This is a genomic window from Bartonella vinsonii subsp. arupensis OK-94-513, assembly GCF_000278235.1.
Classification (GTDB): Bacteria; Pseudomonadota; Alphaproteobacteria; order Rhizobiales; family Rhizobiaceae; genus Bartonella; species Bartonella arupensis.
Window position 1 is genome coordinate 303,020 of sequence record NZ_JH725037.1, and the last position, 15,178, is coordinate 318,197.

Here is a 15,178-nt window from a genome sequence, read left to right on the forward strand (position 1 = left end):
TCATATCCCCCCATCTGTTGTTATATTTTCTGTGTTAATTGTCTATGGATGACTATATTGTAAAGAGGATACCCTTACCTGCCAAATACCACACCTGATGAACTAATCTTAAAACAGAACAGACTCAATAATATCATTCCTCTTTCCCCATCACAAAGCGGCGCAACCAAACATAAAGCGCTCCTCCACCACCGTGATGGCGGGCTGCATGCTCAAATGCATGAACATAATATCGAAAAGCTGGTGTTGATAACCAATGAGGGACAAACCTATACAAAGCGCCATCACTGCCAAGTGATCGGCCTTTTCCTGTAATTACAAGTACATAACGCAATCCATTCTGTTGAGATGATTGTAGAAATTTTTTTAAGAAAAAATAAGCTTCTTCCTGCATACAACCGTGAAGATCAAGACGCGCTTCAAGTGGGTAATGACCTTTGGCAATTTTATGGTGTACAACACGATCGAAAAAATGAATTTTATGTGCTTGTTTAACTGTCGCCTTTTCTCTTTTTACTATTGTTGGTCTCTGTTGATTTCCATGAGAAAATGAAACGAGTGGTGTTCCCTGCTGTTTTTTATTACCTATATTTTCAGTCTCTTTTGTAAGAAAAGAATGAGGCTTATTATTATGAAGTGGTATTGTGGTACGACACACCATCTCCCATAAAAAACGATCCTGTGAAGCCAATAAATCCCTTTTTTGTCTCCATTCATCCGTGGACATTTCAATCTTCAATCTCTTATAAATCTGATTTATACGATCTTATCGAAAAAGGAGATCTTAATTTTCATCTTCTGTTGCAAAAAGTTTCCAATTTGGATCAGACGAGAGACTATTGCGCATAAAGGTCCAAACATCCCTAATTTCTACAATAGCATCAGGATCACCGTCTATACGCTCTCCCTTCTCATTATAGGTCACAGAAATCATTTCACTCACAATCCGCACAGTCAAAAATTGTTCCTTTTCTTGCATTTTTGCTGCAACGAACTCAATCTTATTAATTCCGACAAAAGTAAACTGGACTCTTTCATTCTTTTTTTCGCGTTGCTCAATAGCAGCACAAAATCCCTCAAAAACATCCTGAGAAAGCAATTTTTTAAGTTGATCGCGATCACCTTTAGCAAAAGCTGTTACAATCATTTCATAAGCAACTTGAGCTCCCTTTATAAAAAATTGAGGAGAAAAATAAGGATCACTCTGATAGAGTGCCCGCAAACCTTTATTCAGTACACTTCCTTTTGGTGAAATCGCATCAATTTCATCAAAATCGCTCTTTTGGGAATTGCTCTGATGAGGGAACGAAACAGTATTGTCAGCCGTTTCTTCTTCAATCTGTTTTTTAGAATGTCGAGAATAAGGATCAAAGGGAGGCTTTTCAAAACCAATCCGTTTTCCTAATACATTACGGAGTTGCACAAAAACGACAACCATAATAACAAGAGCTACGACAAGTATAATGTCAAATTCCATGGGCGCTGTTAATCTCCAAATCTAAGATGATCTGTAATAAACATTGCAGTCAATATCATTTATAAATAAATAAGTAAAATAGGGAATTTACTATTCAAATATTTTTGTACCCCTTATTCATTCATGTTTAAAAGAATGACTCTACAGTTTTCTATCCCAAACATCGAGAAGGGAATTTTCATGTGATAAAGTTTTATTCTATCAATCCTCGCTTTTTTATCCTCCTCCTCCTCAGCGGCTTCTTGATCGAAATTGCCGGTTTTATTTTTGTTGGGAAAGAAATTGGAATTTTAGCAACTTTGAGTCTGATCATTCTCACAACAATAGTGGGAATTACTTTGTTGCGAATTCAAGGGCTTAACTTTTTTAAAAATATACAACGTGAATTTATCCAAGGACGTACACTAAAAAATCATATCATGGATGACGCTTTCATCACACTTGGTGCAATTTTGCTTATCCTTCCAGGTTTTGTAAGCGATATCTTAGGAATATTACTCCTTATTAAACCGGCCCGTTCTACTATCTGGTATTTCTTTTCACTCTTGAGCAACAAAATGAATATCCACACCGAGAACAAGACCAACCCTCAAAATAAGTCTGAAAAAATAATTGATCTTAACGCAGAAGACTATCAAATCCATAATACGACAGAATCTCCATGGCATAAAAATGATGACAATCATTGAAATGCAAAAAAAATCTGTAACTTACTTTAAAAATAATCCAAGACAAGAAGAGGGTTTCTTGCAACCTTTTGCGAAGCGTGATAACCAGCTTGATCTTTAGATCAAAAATAGAAATACATACAATGATGATGAGAGGTTCCTAATATGGCCGAAGGTGAAATGAACAATAACGGTGGAGAGCCAGTTTTTGCTGTATTAACTCAATATTTAAAAGATTTTTCATTTGAAAATCCAAGTGCTCCTCGCTCACTGCGTCCACGTGAAAAGGCACCACAAATCGATATTAATATTAGTGTTAACGCCAACCCAATTGGTGATGATAATTACGATGTCGTCCTTTCACTCTCGGTCAAAGCTAATGATGACGCTGAAACGTTGTTTCATGTAGAACTCATTTATGGCGGGGTTTTCCATATTGAAAATATTCCACAAGAACATGTGATGCCTCTCGTTTTTATCGAATGTCCCCGTCTTTTGTTCCCATTTGCTCGGCAAATCATTTCTGATGCCACTCAAAATGGTGGTTTTCCGCCTTTGTGGATTGATCCGATTGATTTTGCTGCTCTGTTTCAAAAGCGTCTTGCTGAAGAACAAAAAGAAAGTCAGAGTCAGATAAAACCGTCCTAAAAAAATTTTTTATTTTCAAAAAGGCCCTGCAATATCATGGGCCTTTATTTTTACAATTTTCTCGCATGGTAAGCAGCAAGCATTGCAATATTGACAACATCGGTATCGTTTCCACTAAATGGTACAATTTGGACAGATTTTTCTAATCCAATCAAAATGGGGCCAATAATTGTTGCTTCACCAAGCTCTTGTAACATTTTGCTCGCAATAGAAGACGCATGATATCCAGGCATCACTAAAATGTTAGCAGGCTCCTTTAATCCCATAAAAGGATATTGCTGCATCAATTTCGAATTGAGTGCCACATCAGCACTCATTTCCCCATCAAATTCAAAGCTAACCTTACGTTCATGCAAAATATGAACAGCATCTTGAATATGCTGTGCAACCTGTCCTTTCATATAGCCAAAAGTAGAAAATGCTACAAAAGCTACCCGCGGTTGATATCCCAATCCACAAACAAAAGAAGCTGTCTGTTCTGCTATATCAGCAAGTTCCTCAGCGTTCGGATTCTCGTAAATAGCTGTATCCGCAATAAATACAGTGCGCCCTCGACAAATGGCCATTGAGATACCAATCAACCGTTCTTTTGGTTTTTCACCAATCACGCGACGTATATCAATCAACGCTGTTTCATAATTGCGTGTTACTCCTGTAACCATTGCATCAGCATCCCCCAATGCCACCATACAAGCAGCAAAATAATTGCGATCATTATTGATACGACGATGACAATCACGCAACAACCAACCTTGGCGTTGCATTTTTTTATAAAGATAATTTGCATAAGCATCTGTGCGACAAGAGAGCTTGGCATTCATAACAGAAATACCTTCACGCTCAAGATCAATGCCAGCAACAGAAGCTGTTTCCTTAACTTGTTCTTCACGACCAATTAAAATCGCTTGTCCTAGTTTTTGATGAACGTAGGAAACAGCAGCCCGCATCACTTGTTCTTCTTCGCCTTCTGCAAAAACAATTTGTTTTGGTGCTTGACGAACATGATTGTAAATACCACGCATCATAGAGGAAATGGGATCACGTCTTGCATTCAAATCACGTTCATAAGCTTCTAAGTCATCAATGTGCTTTTGCGCAACACCGCTTTCCATTGCTGCTTTTGCCACCGCCATAGAAACAACAGTAAATAAACGCGGATCAAAAGGAACAGGAATGATATAATTCCGACCAAATTTTAATCGCTTTCCACGATAAGCTTCTGCAACACTGTCAGGCACTTCTTCATGAGCCAAATCTGCAAGAGCTCTCGCCGCAGCAATTTTCATATCTTCGTTAATGACCGTCGCACGTACATCAAGCGCACCACGAAATATATAAGGAAAGCACAAAACATTATTAATCTGATTTGGATAATCCGAACGACCTGTCGCTACAATGGCATCATCACGCACTTGCATAACCTCTTCCGGTGTAATTTCTGGATCGGGATTGGCCATAGCAAAAATAATTGGTTGAGGCGCCATCGATTTTACCATTTCAGGGGTAATTGCACCTTTAGCAGAAACCCCGAAAAACATATCAGCGCCTTCCATCGCTTCAGCAAGAGTGCGTTTATCGGTTCGCACAGCATGCGCAGATTTCCACTGATTCATCCCCTCCTCGCGACCTTCATAGACAACACCCTTCGTATCACATAATATGATATTCTCAGGTCGAAACCCCATCGCTTTGATTAATTCAATACAAGCAATTCCTGCAGAACCAGCACCATTACAGACTAATCGCGTATTTTGCATATCGCGCCCTGTTAAAGACAAGGCATTAAGAACACCAGCAGCTACAATGATCGCTGTACCGTGTTGATCATCATGAAAAACAGGAATATTCATAATCTCGCGTAAGCGACTTTCAATTATAAAACACTCTGGTGCTTTAATGTCTTCAAGATTAATACCACCAAAAGAAGGTTCCAAATGACGCACCAGATTAATAAAACTTTCCGTATCATTCGTATCAATTTCCAAATCGATTGAATCAATATCTGCAAAGCGCTTAAAAAGTACTGCTTTGCCTTCCATGACTGGCTTAGATGCAAGGGCACCTAAATTACCTAAACCTAAAATAGCTGTTCCATTTGATATAACAGCAACAAGATTGCCCTTTGCTGTATAATCATAAGCCAATGCCGGATTTTGAGCTATCGCTTTAACAGGAACAGCAACACCTGGTGAATACGCAAGTGCTAAATCATGCTGCGTTGCCATAGACTTTGTTGCAACAATTTCAAGCTTTCCAGGCCGTCCACGACTATGAAAATCAAGCGCTTCTCGTTCACTCGCACTATAAATGGTTTGAGGCGTTTTCTGATCCTGCTCACTTTTTTTCATCTCACTTAGCTTTCCAAAAACAGTGTAAATTCCTCTTGATAACGCGTGTCATTATCCAATTTTAAAATTTGATTCATATGTCAGAAATCGCTATGCTTGCTTTAACGGACCTGATCATACATTTCAATTCAGAGATAATGAAGATAAACATTGAAGTAAACAAAAAAGGGCGCTAAAGCCTCATATGAAAAAAACAGGCGCGTAAAAATGGATAATAAAGCCACCCATAAAAATAATTTAATCCCACAGCCATCCTCCTCATCTGCTCCTCATCAACAGCGCCTTACACCTATGATGGAGCAATATATAGAAATCAAAGCAGTAAATCATGACTCCCTTCTCTTTTATAGAATGGGTGATTTTTATGAACTCTTTTTTAATGATGCAGTTGAAGCCGCTCAAGCTTTAGGCATCACACTCACAACACGCGGAAAACATTTGGGTGAAGATATTCCCATGTGTGGTGTTCCCGTTCATTGTGCTGATGATTATTTGCAAAAACTTATTGCCTGTGGTTATCGCGTTGCTGTTTGTGAACAAACAGAAGATCCTGCAGAAGCTAAAAAACGTGGATCAAAATCGGTTGTTCGGCGCGATGTCGTTCGTCTTGTCACACCTGGAACTATAACAGAAGAAAAGCTTCTCGATCCAACGCGTGCAAATTATCTTATGACACTTGCCCGCATACAAACCAGCGATGGAGAGGAATTTGCCCTTTCTTGGATTGATATCTCAACAGGCATATTTCGTGTAACAGAAAGTCGTAATGAAAAACTTTTGACCGATATTATGCGCGTGGATCCACAAGAAATCATTGTCGCTGACTCTTTTTTTCATGATAAATCCCACAAATCACTTTTTGATGTTCTCGGACGCATCATTTCACCTCAACCTGCAAATCTCTTTGATGTAATCACCGCTGAACGCGATATTTGCAATTATTTCAAACTCTCAACTCTTGAAGGTGTTGCTGATTATTCACGCCCAGAACTTTCCGCAATTACCGCCGCCATTCGTTATATTGAAAAAACCCAAATCACGCATCGCCCTCCTCTCATGCGGCCTGAACGTCAAAATGAAAGTGCTACCCTTTTCATTGATGCCGCAACCAGACTAAGTCTCGAGCTTATTCGAACAACATCAGGTCAACGAGATGGAAGTTTACTCAAAGCTATTGATCGTACCGTAACAGGAGGAGGATCACGCCTTCTCGTTGATCGCCTTATTGCTCCTCTTACCTCACCTGCAGCTATTGATACGCGTCTGGATTCAATAGATTTCTTTCTACGCAATGCATCGCTTGCAGAAGCCATACAATTGATTTTAAAAGGGGGACCAGATATGCCACGCGCCGTTTCACGGTTGGCCCTTGGACGAGGAGGACCTCGTGATATGGCTACAATCAAGCGCGGTTTTGAAATCGTTCGTGAACTTCATCAGCTCCTTAACAATGAATTGCTTCCTCAAGAAATAAGTGATGTACAACAGACTTTCTCACACCTGCCTACTGCTTTGCATTTTCATTTAGAACAAGCATTAGCTGATGATCTTCCACTTCTTAAACGTGATGGTGGTTTTATTCGCTCTCAATATCATAAAGAGCTCGATGAAATGCGCGCTCTGCGCGATGAATCCCGCCGCGTTATTGCTGAACTACAAGCACAGTATGCTCAAGAAACAGATATTAAAACACTCAAAATAAAGCATAACAATATTTTAGGTTATTTCATTGAAGTCACTAATGTACAAGCATCTGCTCTCACAAACAGTCCACAAGCTAAAGCGCGTTTTATCCATAGACAAACAATGGCAAATGCTATGCGCTTTACGACAACAGAGCTTGCCGATCTTGAAAGCCGTATTGCTCATGCTGCCAACCACGCACTGACACTTGAACTGGAAATTTTTGATACTCTTGTTCATGAAATTACCGAACAGGTTGATTTCATCCGTAAAGCCGCTGAAGCACTTGCTGTTTTGGATGTAACCGTTGCATTAGCACATCTTGCTGAAGAACAGGGATATTGTCGTCCTAAAATTGATCAATCACTTACCTTTCACATCACGGCAGGACGCCATCCTGTCGTAGAGCAAGCACTCCGAAAGCAAGCAGCAGAACCATTTGTTGCCAATAATTGTGATCTTTCTGTACAAGAAAATCATCAATATGCAGCAATTTGGCTTTTGACAGGTCCCAATATGGGAGGAAAATCAACTTTTTTGCGGCAAAACGCTCTCATTGCTATTATGGCACAAATGGGTTCCTTTGTTCCAGCTACGGCTGCGCATATTGGTGTTGTTGATCGTTTGTTTAGTCGTGTTGGTGCTTCTGATGATCTGGCACGGGGGCGCTCAACCTTTATGATGGAAATGGTCGAAACAGCAACGATTCTTAATCATGCAAGTCACCATTCCCTTGTCATTCTTGACGAAATTGGTCGGGGCACATCAACTTTTGATGGACTGTCTATTGCTTGGGCAGCTGTCGAATATCTTCATGAAGTTAATCATTGTCGTGCTATTCTCGCTACGCATTTTCATGAAATGACAGCACTTACCCAAAAGCTTGATCGCCTCCATAATGTAACAATGAAAGTCAAAAATTGGGATGGCGATGTCGTATTTCTTCATGAAGTTACAAAAGGAGCTGCTGATCGATCCTACGGTGTACAAGTTGCAAAACTTGCGGGACTTCCTGAAGCAGTTATTACACGTGCTACAGATGTTCTCCACCAGTTAGAAAAAGGCGAAATGGCTGGAAAAGAACATAAATTAATTGATGATCTCCCACTTTTTTCTCTTAAAACGGACTCTCCCATCCATGAAAAAACAAGCAAACATTGTATACTTCACGAAGCTTTAGAAAATATCCATCCTGACGAACTCTCTCCTAAGCAAGCTTTAGAAGCACTCTATCACCTCAAACAACTTGAAAAAAATCCCCTATAGATAAAGTAAATGAAGTGCTTTTTCATGATCATTTTAAAGCAGAGTGACCATTTATTTTATTATCATTGCTTTTCTATCTCAATTTTTCTTGATCAGAATAATGCATAGAGAGTCAAAGCCTGCACGTCATATTTTTTGGCTTTCATACGAACGAAATGAAATCCGCAATCATCTTAAAATCATATTTACAATGACTTGAAATATCATGTAAGAGACGAGAAAATCTCTAAAAATTCTGTCTTTCACAAAATGAATTTTTACTTTACTTCAATCAAATGCTACGAACCGCTCCTCTAGCAGCAGAAGTTGTCATTGCTGCATATGCTTTGAGAGCCTTAGAAACTTTGCGTTCACGCTTTTCTATTGGTTGCCAAGCTGTTTTTCCTTTTGCCTCCATTTTTGCACGACGATGTATCATCTCAACATCATCAACCAACAGATGAATGGTACGATTAGGAATATCTATTTCTATGATATCCCCCTCTTCCACCAAAGCTATTGCCCCTCCTTCAGCAGCCTCTGGTGAAATATGTCCTATCGAGAGCCCAGAAGATCCCCCTGAAAAACGCCCATCCGTTATAAGTGCACAAACTTTTCCTAATCCTTTGGATTTGAGATAGCTTGTTGGATAGAGCATTTCTTGCATTCCAGGTCCACCACGCGGACCTTCATAACGGATTAAAACAATATCGCCTGGTTCAATTTTGTCGTTCAAGATTGCCGCAACAGCGGAATCTTGGCTTTCAAAAATTCTTGCTGGACCTTTAAAAGTTAAAATCGATGGATCAACACCTGCTGTTTTCACAATACAGCCATCTTTGGCAATATTTCCATAAAGAACAGCTAATCCCCCATCTTGCGAATAAGCATGTTCTCTATCCCGAATCACACCCTTTTTACGATCAAGATCAAGGCTATCATAACGACAAGATTGACTAAAAGCTGTTTGTGTTGGAACGCCACCTGGAGCTGCACGGTAAAATTCATGAACTGTTGATTCACGTGTTTGTTTTACATCCCAATGACAAAGAGCTTCCTTCATCGTTTTAGCATGAACTGTATAAGCAGATGTATCAATAAGTCCAGCTGCATCCAATTCCCCTAAAAGCCCTATAATACCGCCAGCACGGTGAACATCCTCCATATGCACATTAGCAACAGCAGGTGCAACCTTGCACAAAACAGGAACACGCCGCGAAAGATTATCAATATCCGTCATGGTAAAATCTACTTCACCTTCTTGCGCTGCAGCTAAAAGATGCAAAACAGTATTGGTTGATCCTCCCATGGAAATATCCACGGTCATTGCATTTTCAAAAGCCCTGCGTGAAGCAATAGAACGCGGTAAAACTGTCTCATCACCTTCTTCATAGTAACGCTTGACCAACGCAACAATTTGTTGTCCAGCTCTCTCAAAAAGCATCCGCCGGTCTGCATGTGTTGCTAACACTGATCCATTTCCAGGAAGAGAAAGCCCTAACGCTTCGGTCAAACAATTCATAGAATTTGCTGTAAACATTCCTGAACAGGAACCACATGTAGGGCAAGCAGCACGTTCCATTTCCCCAACTTCTTCTTCTGAATTATATTCTGAAGCCGCAGCAATCATTGCATCAACTAAGTCAACAGTGCGATCTTCGCCTTTCCATTTAATCTTACCTGCTTCCATAGGACCGCCTGAGACAAAAATTGTTGGAATATTCAACCGCAAAGAAGCCATCAACATACCAGGTGTAATTTTGTCACAATTAGAAATACATACAAGCGCATCAGCACAATGCGCATTGACCATGTATTCAACAGAATCAGCAATGATTTCACGTGATGGCAAAGAATAAAGCATCCCATCATGCCCCATAGCGATTCCATCATCTACAGCGATTGTATTAAACTCTTTCGCAACACCACCAGAAACAGCTATTTCCTGTGCCACTAGTTGCCCAAGATCTTTTAAATGGACATGCCCTGGTACAAATTGTGTAAAAGAATTCGCAATAGCAATAATGGGCTTACCAAAATCAATATCTTTCATCCCTGTTGCACGCCAAAGACCACGAGCCCCAGCCATATTACGCCCATGAGTCGATATTCTTGAACGGTAAGAAGGCATTATTTTTTCCCCTCAAATAATTCCATTTTCTCTGTTGTGCTGCAAGCTAACTTTAAAAACAAGAGCTGGCATATGAGAAAAAGAAAAACACCTCTCTTGAGGCATTTAAATCACAAAATCTAAAGCTTACGCATAAGCTCTATTCGACAGTTATTATCATAATTCCATAAAGTTTTTTAATAGATTTTGCTGATGTTACTTTTTGTGCATGATGTCATAAGTGATAAACAACTACAGCATAGCATCTCTTAAAATGCACAAATTCCCGTTATAAACGGCGATACCTTACTAGAAGAATTCATACTTTTTTGGTGGAGCTAAGCGGGATCGAACCGCTGACCTCTTGCATGCCATGCAAGCGCTCTCCCAGCTGAGCTATAGCCCCATATAAGACGGATTATCCTCTAAAAGGTAAACAATCTTAGAGGAAGATCTAGAACGAGAAAAACCGAAGATCAAGAAGAATTTGCATTCAATGAAAAGAATACCCTCTTCCTTCTCTTAAATATCGTCATCGTTAGAAACACCACCTCCGATAATACCAGTAACGTCATCATCGTCATCATCTTCATCGTGAGATAAAAACGTGTCATCATCATCACCAAGATCCACATCACTATCTTCCAAATCAGGAAGATCATCATCTTTAGAATCGTCACCATCTTCTTCAAGAAGCATAAAGGCAGACTTTTCAAGTGCTGTATCAAGCTCTTCTGCATCAACTTCTTCTTCACTACTCGCTTCTGCAGCCGCAACCTCAAAATAAGAGCGTGGGTAAGAAATCCCTGTATAAGGTGATACGATAGGGTCGCGATTAAGATCATAAAACTTCTTTCCCGTTTCTGGATCAATACGCTTCGTTCCAAGTTCTTGTTTTGCCATGAACCGTCCCTCTTTGATTAACTTAAATTCCATTAAAAGATAAATTTCATGGTGCTTAATCGAAAAACAGTGCCTTTGTCAAAGAAAATACATCATTCCACATGGATTTTCTCATGACGCTTTTCAAAGCATGTGCTAAAAGGTGCTTCATTCAATAAAATTCAGATAAAATTAGATAGAACTTCTATGCAAAAAGCAATCCCCATAACCGCCTATAAATCCACCCGTCTTTCTGGAAAAATTAAAATACCAGGAGATAAATCGATCTCCCACAGATCTCTTATATTGGGAGGATTAGCAACTGGTGAAACACATATCCACGGATTACTTGAAAGCGATGACGTTCTCAATACAGCTGCTGCTATGCAAGCTATGGGTGCTTGTCTACAAAAGAAAAACGATCTCTGGATCATGCGGGGAACTGGGAATGGTTGCCTTTTAGCTGCACAAGACCCTTTAGATTTTGGTAATGCTGGAACAGGTGTTCGCTTGGTTATGGGAATGGTTGGTCCTTATCATATGAAAACAACTTTTATTGGTGATGCCTCTCTCTCCAAACGCCCAATGGGACGTATTCTCGATCCCCTCCGTTTAATGGGTGTTGAAATTGATGCCCCCCATGGCGATCATCTCCCTTTAACGCTTTATGGACCAAAAACGGCTAACCCGATTCGCTACCGTATTCCAATGGCTTCTGCCCAAGTGAAATCCGCAATCCTCCTTGCTGGACTTAATACCGCTGGCACCACAACTGTTATTGAACCCATTCCCACACGTGACCATACCGAAAAAATGTTAAAAGCATTTGGTGCTGAACTTGAGATAGAAACAGATGCTCAAGGCACGCGTTTTATTCATCTCCATGGCCAACCACACCTTACCGGACAAACTGTTAATATTCCAGGCGATCCCTCTTCTGCGGCTTTTCCGCTTATCGCTGCTCTTCTTGTAGAAGATTCTGATATCACCATTGAAAATGTTCTTATCAACCCTTCTCGAATGGGACTTATTGAAACATTATGGGAAATGGGGGCTCAAATTGAGTTTTTAAACCAACGCCAAACAGGTGGAGAAGATGTTGCCGATTTGCAGGTCAAATCCTCAATGCTAAAAGGTGTAACGATCCCAAAAGAACGCGCTCCATCAATGATTGATGAATACCCTGCCTTAGCCGTAGCGGCAGCCTTTGCTGAAGGCAAAACAGTTATGCTCGGAATTGAAGAATTGCGTGTTAAAGAATCAGATCGACTCTCTGCACTTGCTCAAGGATTAAAAATGAATCATGTAGAGTGTGAAGAAGGTCAAGATTTTCTCATCGTTCATGGAAAAGGCTCTGAAAAAGGATTAGGAGGGGGAAATGTTACCACATATCTTGATCATCGAATTGCCATGTGTTTCCTTGTTTTCGGGCTTGTATCAGAAAAGCCTGTTACTATCGATGATAAACGAATGATTGCTACGAGCTTTCCAGAATTTATCCCTTTTATGCAACAACTAGGGGGAAAAATCTCTTGAAACCTTTTGTTATTGCAATTGATGGACCAGCAGCCTCAGGGAAAGGGACATTAGCACGAAAAATTGCTGCTCATTATCATCTTCAGCATCTCGACACGGGACTCACTTATCGCGGTGTTGCACACGCACTTTTACAAAAAAACTTAGCTCTTGATGATGAACAAAGTGCTCTTGCTTGTGCCATAGAACTTGATTTTCATACTTTAAATCCGGCTCTCCTTTCTTCTCATGAACTTGGTGAAGCCGCTTCAAAAATAGCACTCAACCCTGCTGTACGCCAAATTCTTGTCGCAAAACAACGTGACTTTGCTAAAATTTTGCCGGGCAGCGTGCTTGATGGACGTGATATTGGCACTGTCGTGTGCCCTGATGCCGATGTTAAGCTTTATATTCTAGCCAATGTTCAAACACGTGCAAAACGTCGCTATCAGGAGATCTTAAAAAAAGGACCCCAAGCAGATTATTATGAAATCTTGGCTCAACTAGAACAACGTGATAGTCGCGATACAACACGTAAACAAAGCCCGCTAAAGCCCGCAAAAGACGCCCACTTGCTTGATACATCAGAATTGAGTATAGAAGCAACATTTGCAGTTGCATGCACTTTTATTGATCCAATCATAAAAGTGCGTATAATTGGATAAAATCGTCAAGGTGATTTTCAGCCTAGCGCTAATTTTTCTTCCTGTACCAAGAAAAAAGGCATGAAGTTACCAAGTGTTAACACTAACCTAGCGCTTATACCTTATAATTTAAGGTATGTATCAGGAGTTTTTATGTCACAATATAATCCCACAACAGCGGATTTCGAAGCCCTTTTAACAGAATCTTTTCAAACCAATGATCTTAATGAAGGATCCGTTGTTAAAGGTCGTGTCATTGCAATCGAAAAAGATATGGCCATTATTGATGCTGGACTAAAAGTCGAAGGACGTATTCCACTCAAAGAATTTGGAGCTAAAGGAAAAGATGGTTCCTTACAAGTTGGCGATGAAGTTGAAGTTTACATTGAGCGCATTGAAAATGCGATGGGTGAAGCTGTTCTATCGCGTGAAAAAGCACGGCGCGAAGAAAGCTGGATTCGTTTAGAAGAAAAATTCAATGCTGGAGCACGCGTCGATGGAGTTATCTTTAGCCAAGTAAAAGGTGGTTTTACAGTCGATCTCGATGGTGCTGTTGCTTTCTTGCCTCGCAGCCAAGTCGATATTCGTCCCATTCGTGATGTTTCGCCTCTCATGCACAATTCACAATCCTTTGAGATTTTAAAAATGGATCGTCGTCGTGGTAATATTGTTGTTTCACGTCGTACTGTCTTAGAGGAAAGCCGTGCCGAACAGCGTTCAGAAATTGTACAGAATCTTGAAGAAAACCAAATCGTTGAAGGTGTTGTTAAAAACATCACTGATTATGGTGCCTTCGTTGATCTTGGGGGAATTGACGGACTCTTACACGTTACAGATATGGCTTGGCGGCGTGTTAATCACCCATCTGAGGTTCTCACAATTGGTCAAACTATTAAAGTTCAAATCATTCGTATCAACCAAGATACACACCGTATCTCTCTTGGTATGAAACAGCTTGAAAGTGATCCTTGGGAAAGCATCAGCGCTCGATATCCCGTTGGTAAAAAAATTACTGGTGCTGTTACCAATATCACTGATTACGGTGGCTTTGTTGAAATAGAGCCCGGAATCGAAGGATTGATCCACGTTTCCGAAATGAGTTGGACAAAGAAAAATGTTCATCCAGGAAAACTTCTCTCCACATCACAAGAAGTAGAAGTTGTTGTTCTGGAAATTGATCCTTCTAAACGGCGTATTTCTCTTGGCTTAAAACAAACATTTGAAAATCCATGGGTTGCTTTTGCCAATAAGTTTCCTGTTAATTCACAAATTGAAGGAGAGGTCAAAAACAAAACAGAATTTGGTCTCTTCATTGGGCTTGAAGGTGATGTTGACGGCATGGTTCATCTCTCTGACCTTGATTGGAATCGCCCTGGTGAGCAAGTCATTGATACTTACAATAAAGGTGATATCGTTAAAGCTGTGGTCCTTGATGTTGACGTTGAAAAAGAGCGTATTTCTCTTGGAATTAAGCAACTTTCCAACGATAAAGTTGGGGAAGCAGCTGCTTCTGGCGAACTTCGCAAAGGTGCTGTCGTAACATGTGAAGTTACTGCGGTTAATGAAAATGATATTGGTGTAAAATTGATCGACCACAATCTTGAAACAACCATTCGTCGTGCTGACTTAGCCCGTGATCGTGATGAGCAGCGCCCTGAACGTTTTTCAATTGGTCAGCGGATTGATGCGCGCATCACCGCATTTGATAAAAAAACACGTAAACTTTCAGTATCTATCAAAGCTTTGGAAATTGCAGAAGAAAAAGAGGCTGTTGCACAGTATGGTTCTACAGACTCAGGTGCTTCTCTTGGCGATATTCTCGGCGCAGCTTTGAAAAAACAAGAACAAGATTAATGTTCAATTGTTAAAGTAATGATTAAAAATAAGGTCGCTCATCTTTTTAGCGACCTTTTTATTTTTTACAGAAGTTGTCTGCTGGTTGCTTCAATGCTCCCGTC

At 40.2% G+C, this 15,178-nt stretch carries 11 protein-coding genes and 1 tRNA gene; 6 read left to right on the plus strand and 6 right to left on the minus strand.

Going from position 1 to position 15,178, the window contains the following annotated elements; all coding sequences use genetic code 11:
- Positions 1 to 133: 133 nt before the first annotated feature.
- On the minus strand, positions 134 to 727 hold the full coding sequence (locus ME1_RS01220) for a Smr/MutS family protein (RefSeq protein ID WP_004862267.1): 594 nt from the start codon (positions 725 to 727) through the stop codon (positions 134 to 136).
- Positions 728 to 784: 57 nt separating this feature from the next.
- Entirely contained in the window at positions 785 to 1,477 is a 693-nt protein-coding gene (locus ME1_RS01225; protein WP_004862269.1) for a Tim44/TimA family putative adaptor protein, read from the minus strand.
- Between the two features lie 182 nt (positions 1,478 to 1,659).
- Between ME1_RS01225 and ME1_RS01230 the strand changes: the two genes are divergently transcribed.
- Both ME1_RS01230 and secB read left to right on the plus strand, forming a co-directional pair.
- Positions 1,660 to 2,166: an FxsA family protein gene (locus tag ME1_RS01230; protein WP_004862271.1), complete on the plus strand. Its 507-nt coding sequence runs from the start codon at positions 1,660 to 1,662 to the stop codon at positions 2,164 to 2,166.
- A 144-nt stretch (positions 2,167 to 2,310) separates the two neighbouring features.
- Positions 2,311 to 2,793 carry a protein-export chaperone SecB gene (gene secB / locus ME1_RS01235; RefSeq protein ID WP_004862273.1) on the plus strand — a complete coding sequence of 161 codons (483 nt, stop codon included), beginning with the start codon at positions 2,311 to 2,313 and terminating at the stop codon, positions 2,791 to 2,793.
- A gap of 50 nt (positions 2,794 to 2,843) precedes the next feature.
- Here secB and ME1_RS01240 read toward each other — a convergent pair whose 3' ends face one another.
- Positions 2,844 to 5,141, minus strand: coding sequence for an NADP-dependent malic enzyme (locus tag ME1_RS01240; protein WP_004862275.1), 2,298 nt, complete (start codon positions 5,139 to 5,141; stop codon positions 2,844 to 2,846).
- A gap of 207 nt (positions 5,142 to 5,348) precedes the next feature.
- On the opposite strand from ME1_RS01240, the gene mutS reads away from it, so the two are divergent.
- Positions 5,349 to 8,090, plus strand: coding sequence for a DNA mismatch repair protein MutS (gene mutS / locus ME1_RS01245; protein ID WP_004862277.1), 2,742 nt, complete (start codon positions 5,349 to 5,351; stop codon positions 8,088 to 8,090).
- A 271-nt stretch (positions 8,091 to 8,361) separates the two neighbouring features.
- On the opposite strand, the gene ilvD is transcribed toward mutS, so the two are convergent.
- From ilvD to ME1_RS01260, 3 genes are all read right to left on the minus strand, one after another.
- On the minus strand, positions 8,362 to 10,200 hold the full coding sequence (ilvD, locus tag ME1_RS01250) for a dihydroxy-acid dehydratase (protein ID WP_004862279.1): 1,839 nt from the start codon (positions 10,198 to 10,200) through the stop codon (positions 8,362 to 8,364).
- 309 nt (positions 10,201 to 10,509) lie between these two features.
- A tRNA-Ala gene (locus ME1_RS01255) sits at positions 10,510 to 10,585 on the minus strand.
- Positions 10,586 to 10,701: 116 nt separating this feature from the next.
- Positions 10,702 to 11,082, minus strand: coding sequence for a TIGR02300 family protein (locus tag ME1_RS01260; RefSeq protein ID WP_004862281.1), 381 nt, complete (start codon positions 11,080 to 11,082; stop codon positions 10,702 to 10,704).
- A gap of 186 nt (positions 11,083 to 11,268) precedes the next feature.
- On the opposite strand from ME1_RS01260, the gene aroA reads away from it, so the two are divergent.
- The 3 genes from aroA (at position 11,269) to rpsA (ending at position 15,074) form a co-directional block, all read left to right on the plus strand.
- Entirely contained in the window at positions 11,269 to 12,597 is a 1,329-nt protein-coding gene (gene aroA / locus ME1_RS01265) for a 3-phosphoshikimate 1-carboxyvinyltransferase (protein ID WP_004862282.1), read from the plus strand.
- Positions 12,594 to 13,241 (plus strand): (d)CMP kinase, encoded by a 648-nt coding sequence (cmk, locus tag ME1_RS01270; protein WP_004862284.1) that lies wholly within the window; start codon positions 12,594 to 12,596, stop codon positions 13,239 to 13,241. Before aroA ends, cmk begins: the two co-directional genes overlap by 4 nt.
- 132 nt (positions 13,242 to 13,373) lie before the next feature.
- A complete protein-coding gene (gene rpsA, locus ME1_RS01275; RefSeq protein ID WP_004862286.1) occupies positions 13,374 to 15,074 on the plus strand; it encodes a 30S ribosomal protein S1 in 1,701 nt (566 codons plus the stop codon).
- Positions 15,075 to 15,178 lie beyond the last annotated feature (104 nt).

Excerpts from the sequence above, each read along its gene's own strand:
- ME1_RS01220 (WP_004862267.1), bottom strand. The coding sequence starts at position 727 with ATGTCCACGGATGAATGGAGACAAAAAAGGGATTTATTGGCTTCACAG.
- ME1_RS01225 (WP_004862269.1), bottom strand. The coding sequence starts at position 1,477 with ATGGAATTTGACATTATACTTGTCGTAGCTCTTGTTATTATGGTTGTC.
- secB (WP_004862273.1), top strand. The coding sequence starts at position 2,311 with ATGGCCGAAGGTGAAATGAACAATAACGGTGGAGAGCCAGTTTTTGCT.
- ME1_RS01240 (WP_004862275.1), bottom strand. The coding sequence starts at position 5,141 with ATGAAAAAAAGTGAGCAGGATCAGAAAACGCCTCAAACCATTTATAGT.
- mutS (WP_004862277.1), top strand. The coding sequence starts at position 5,349 with ATGGATAATAAAGCCACCCATAAAAATAATTTAATCCCACAGCCATCC.
- ilvD (WP_004862279.1), bottom strand. The coding sequence starts at position 10,200 with ATGCCTTCTTACCGTTCAAGAATATCGACTCATGGGCGTAATATGGCT.
- ME1_RS01260 (WP_004862281.1), bottom strand. The coding sequence starts at position 11,082 with ATGGCAAAACAAGAACTTGGAACGAAGCGTATTGATCCAGAAACGGGA.
- aroA (WP_004862282.1), top strand. The coding sequence starts at position 11,269 with ATGCAAAAAGCAATCCCCATAACCGCCTATAAATCCACCCGTCTTTCT.
- rpsA (WP_004862286.1), top strand. The coding sequence starts at position 13,374 with ATGTCACAATATAATCCCACAACAGCGGATTTCGAAGCCCTTTTAACA.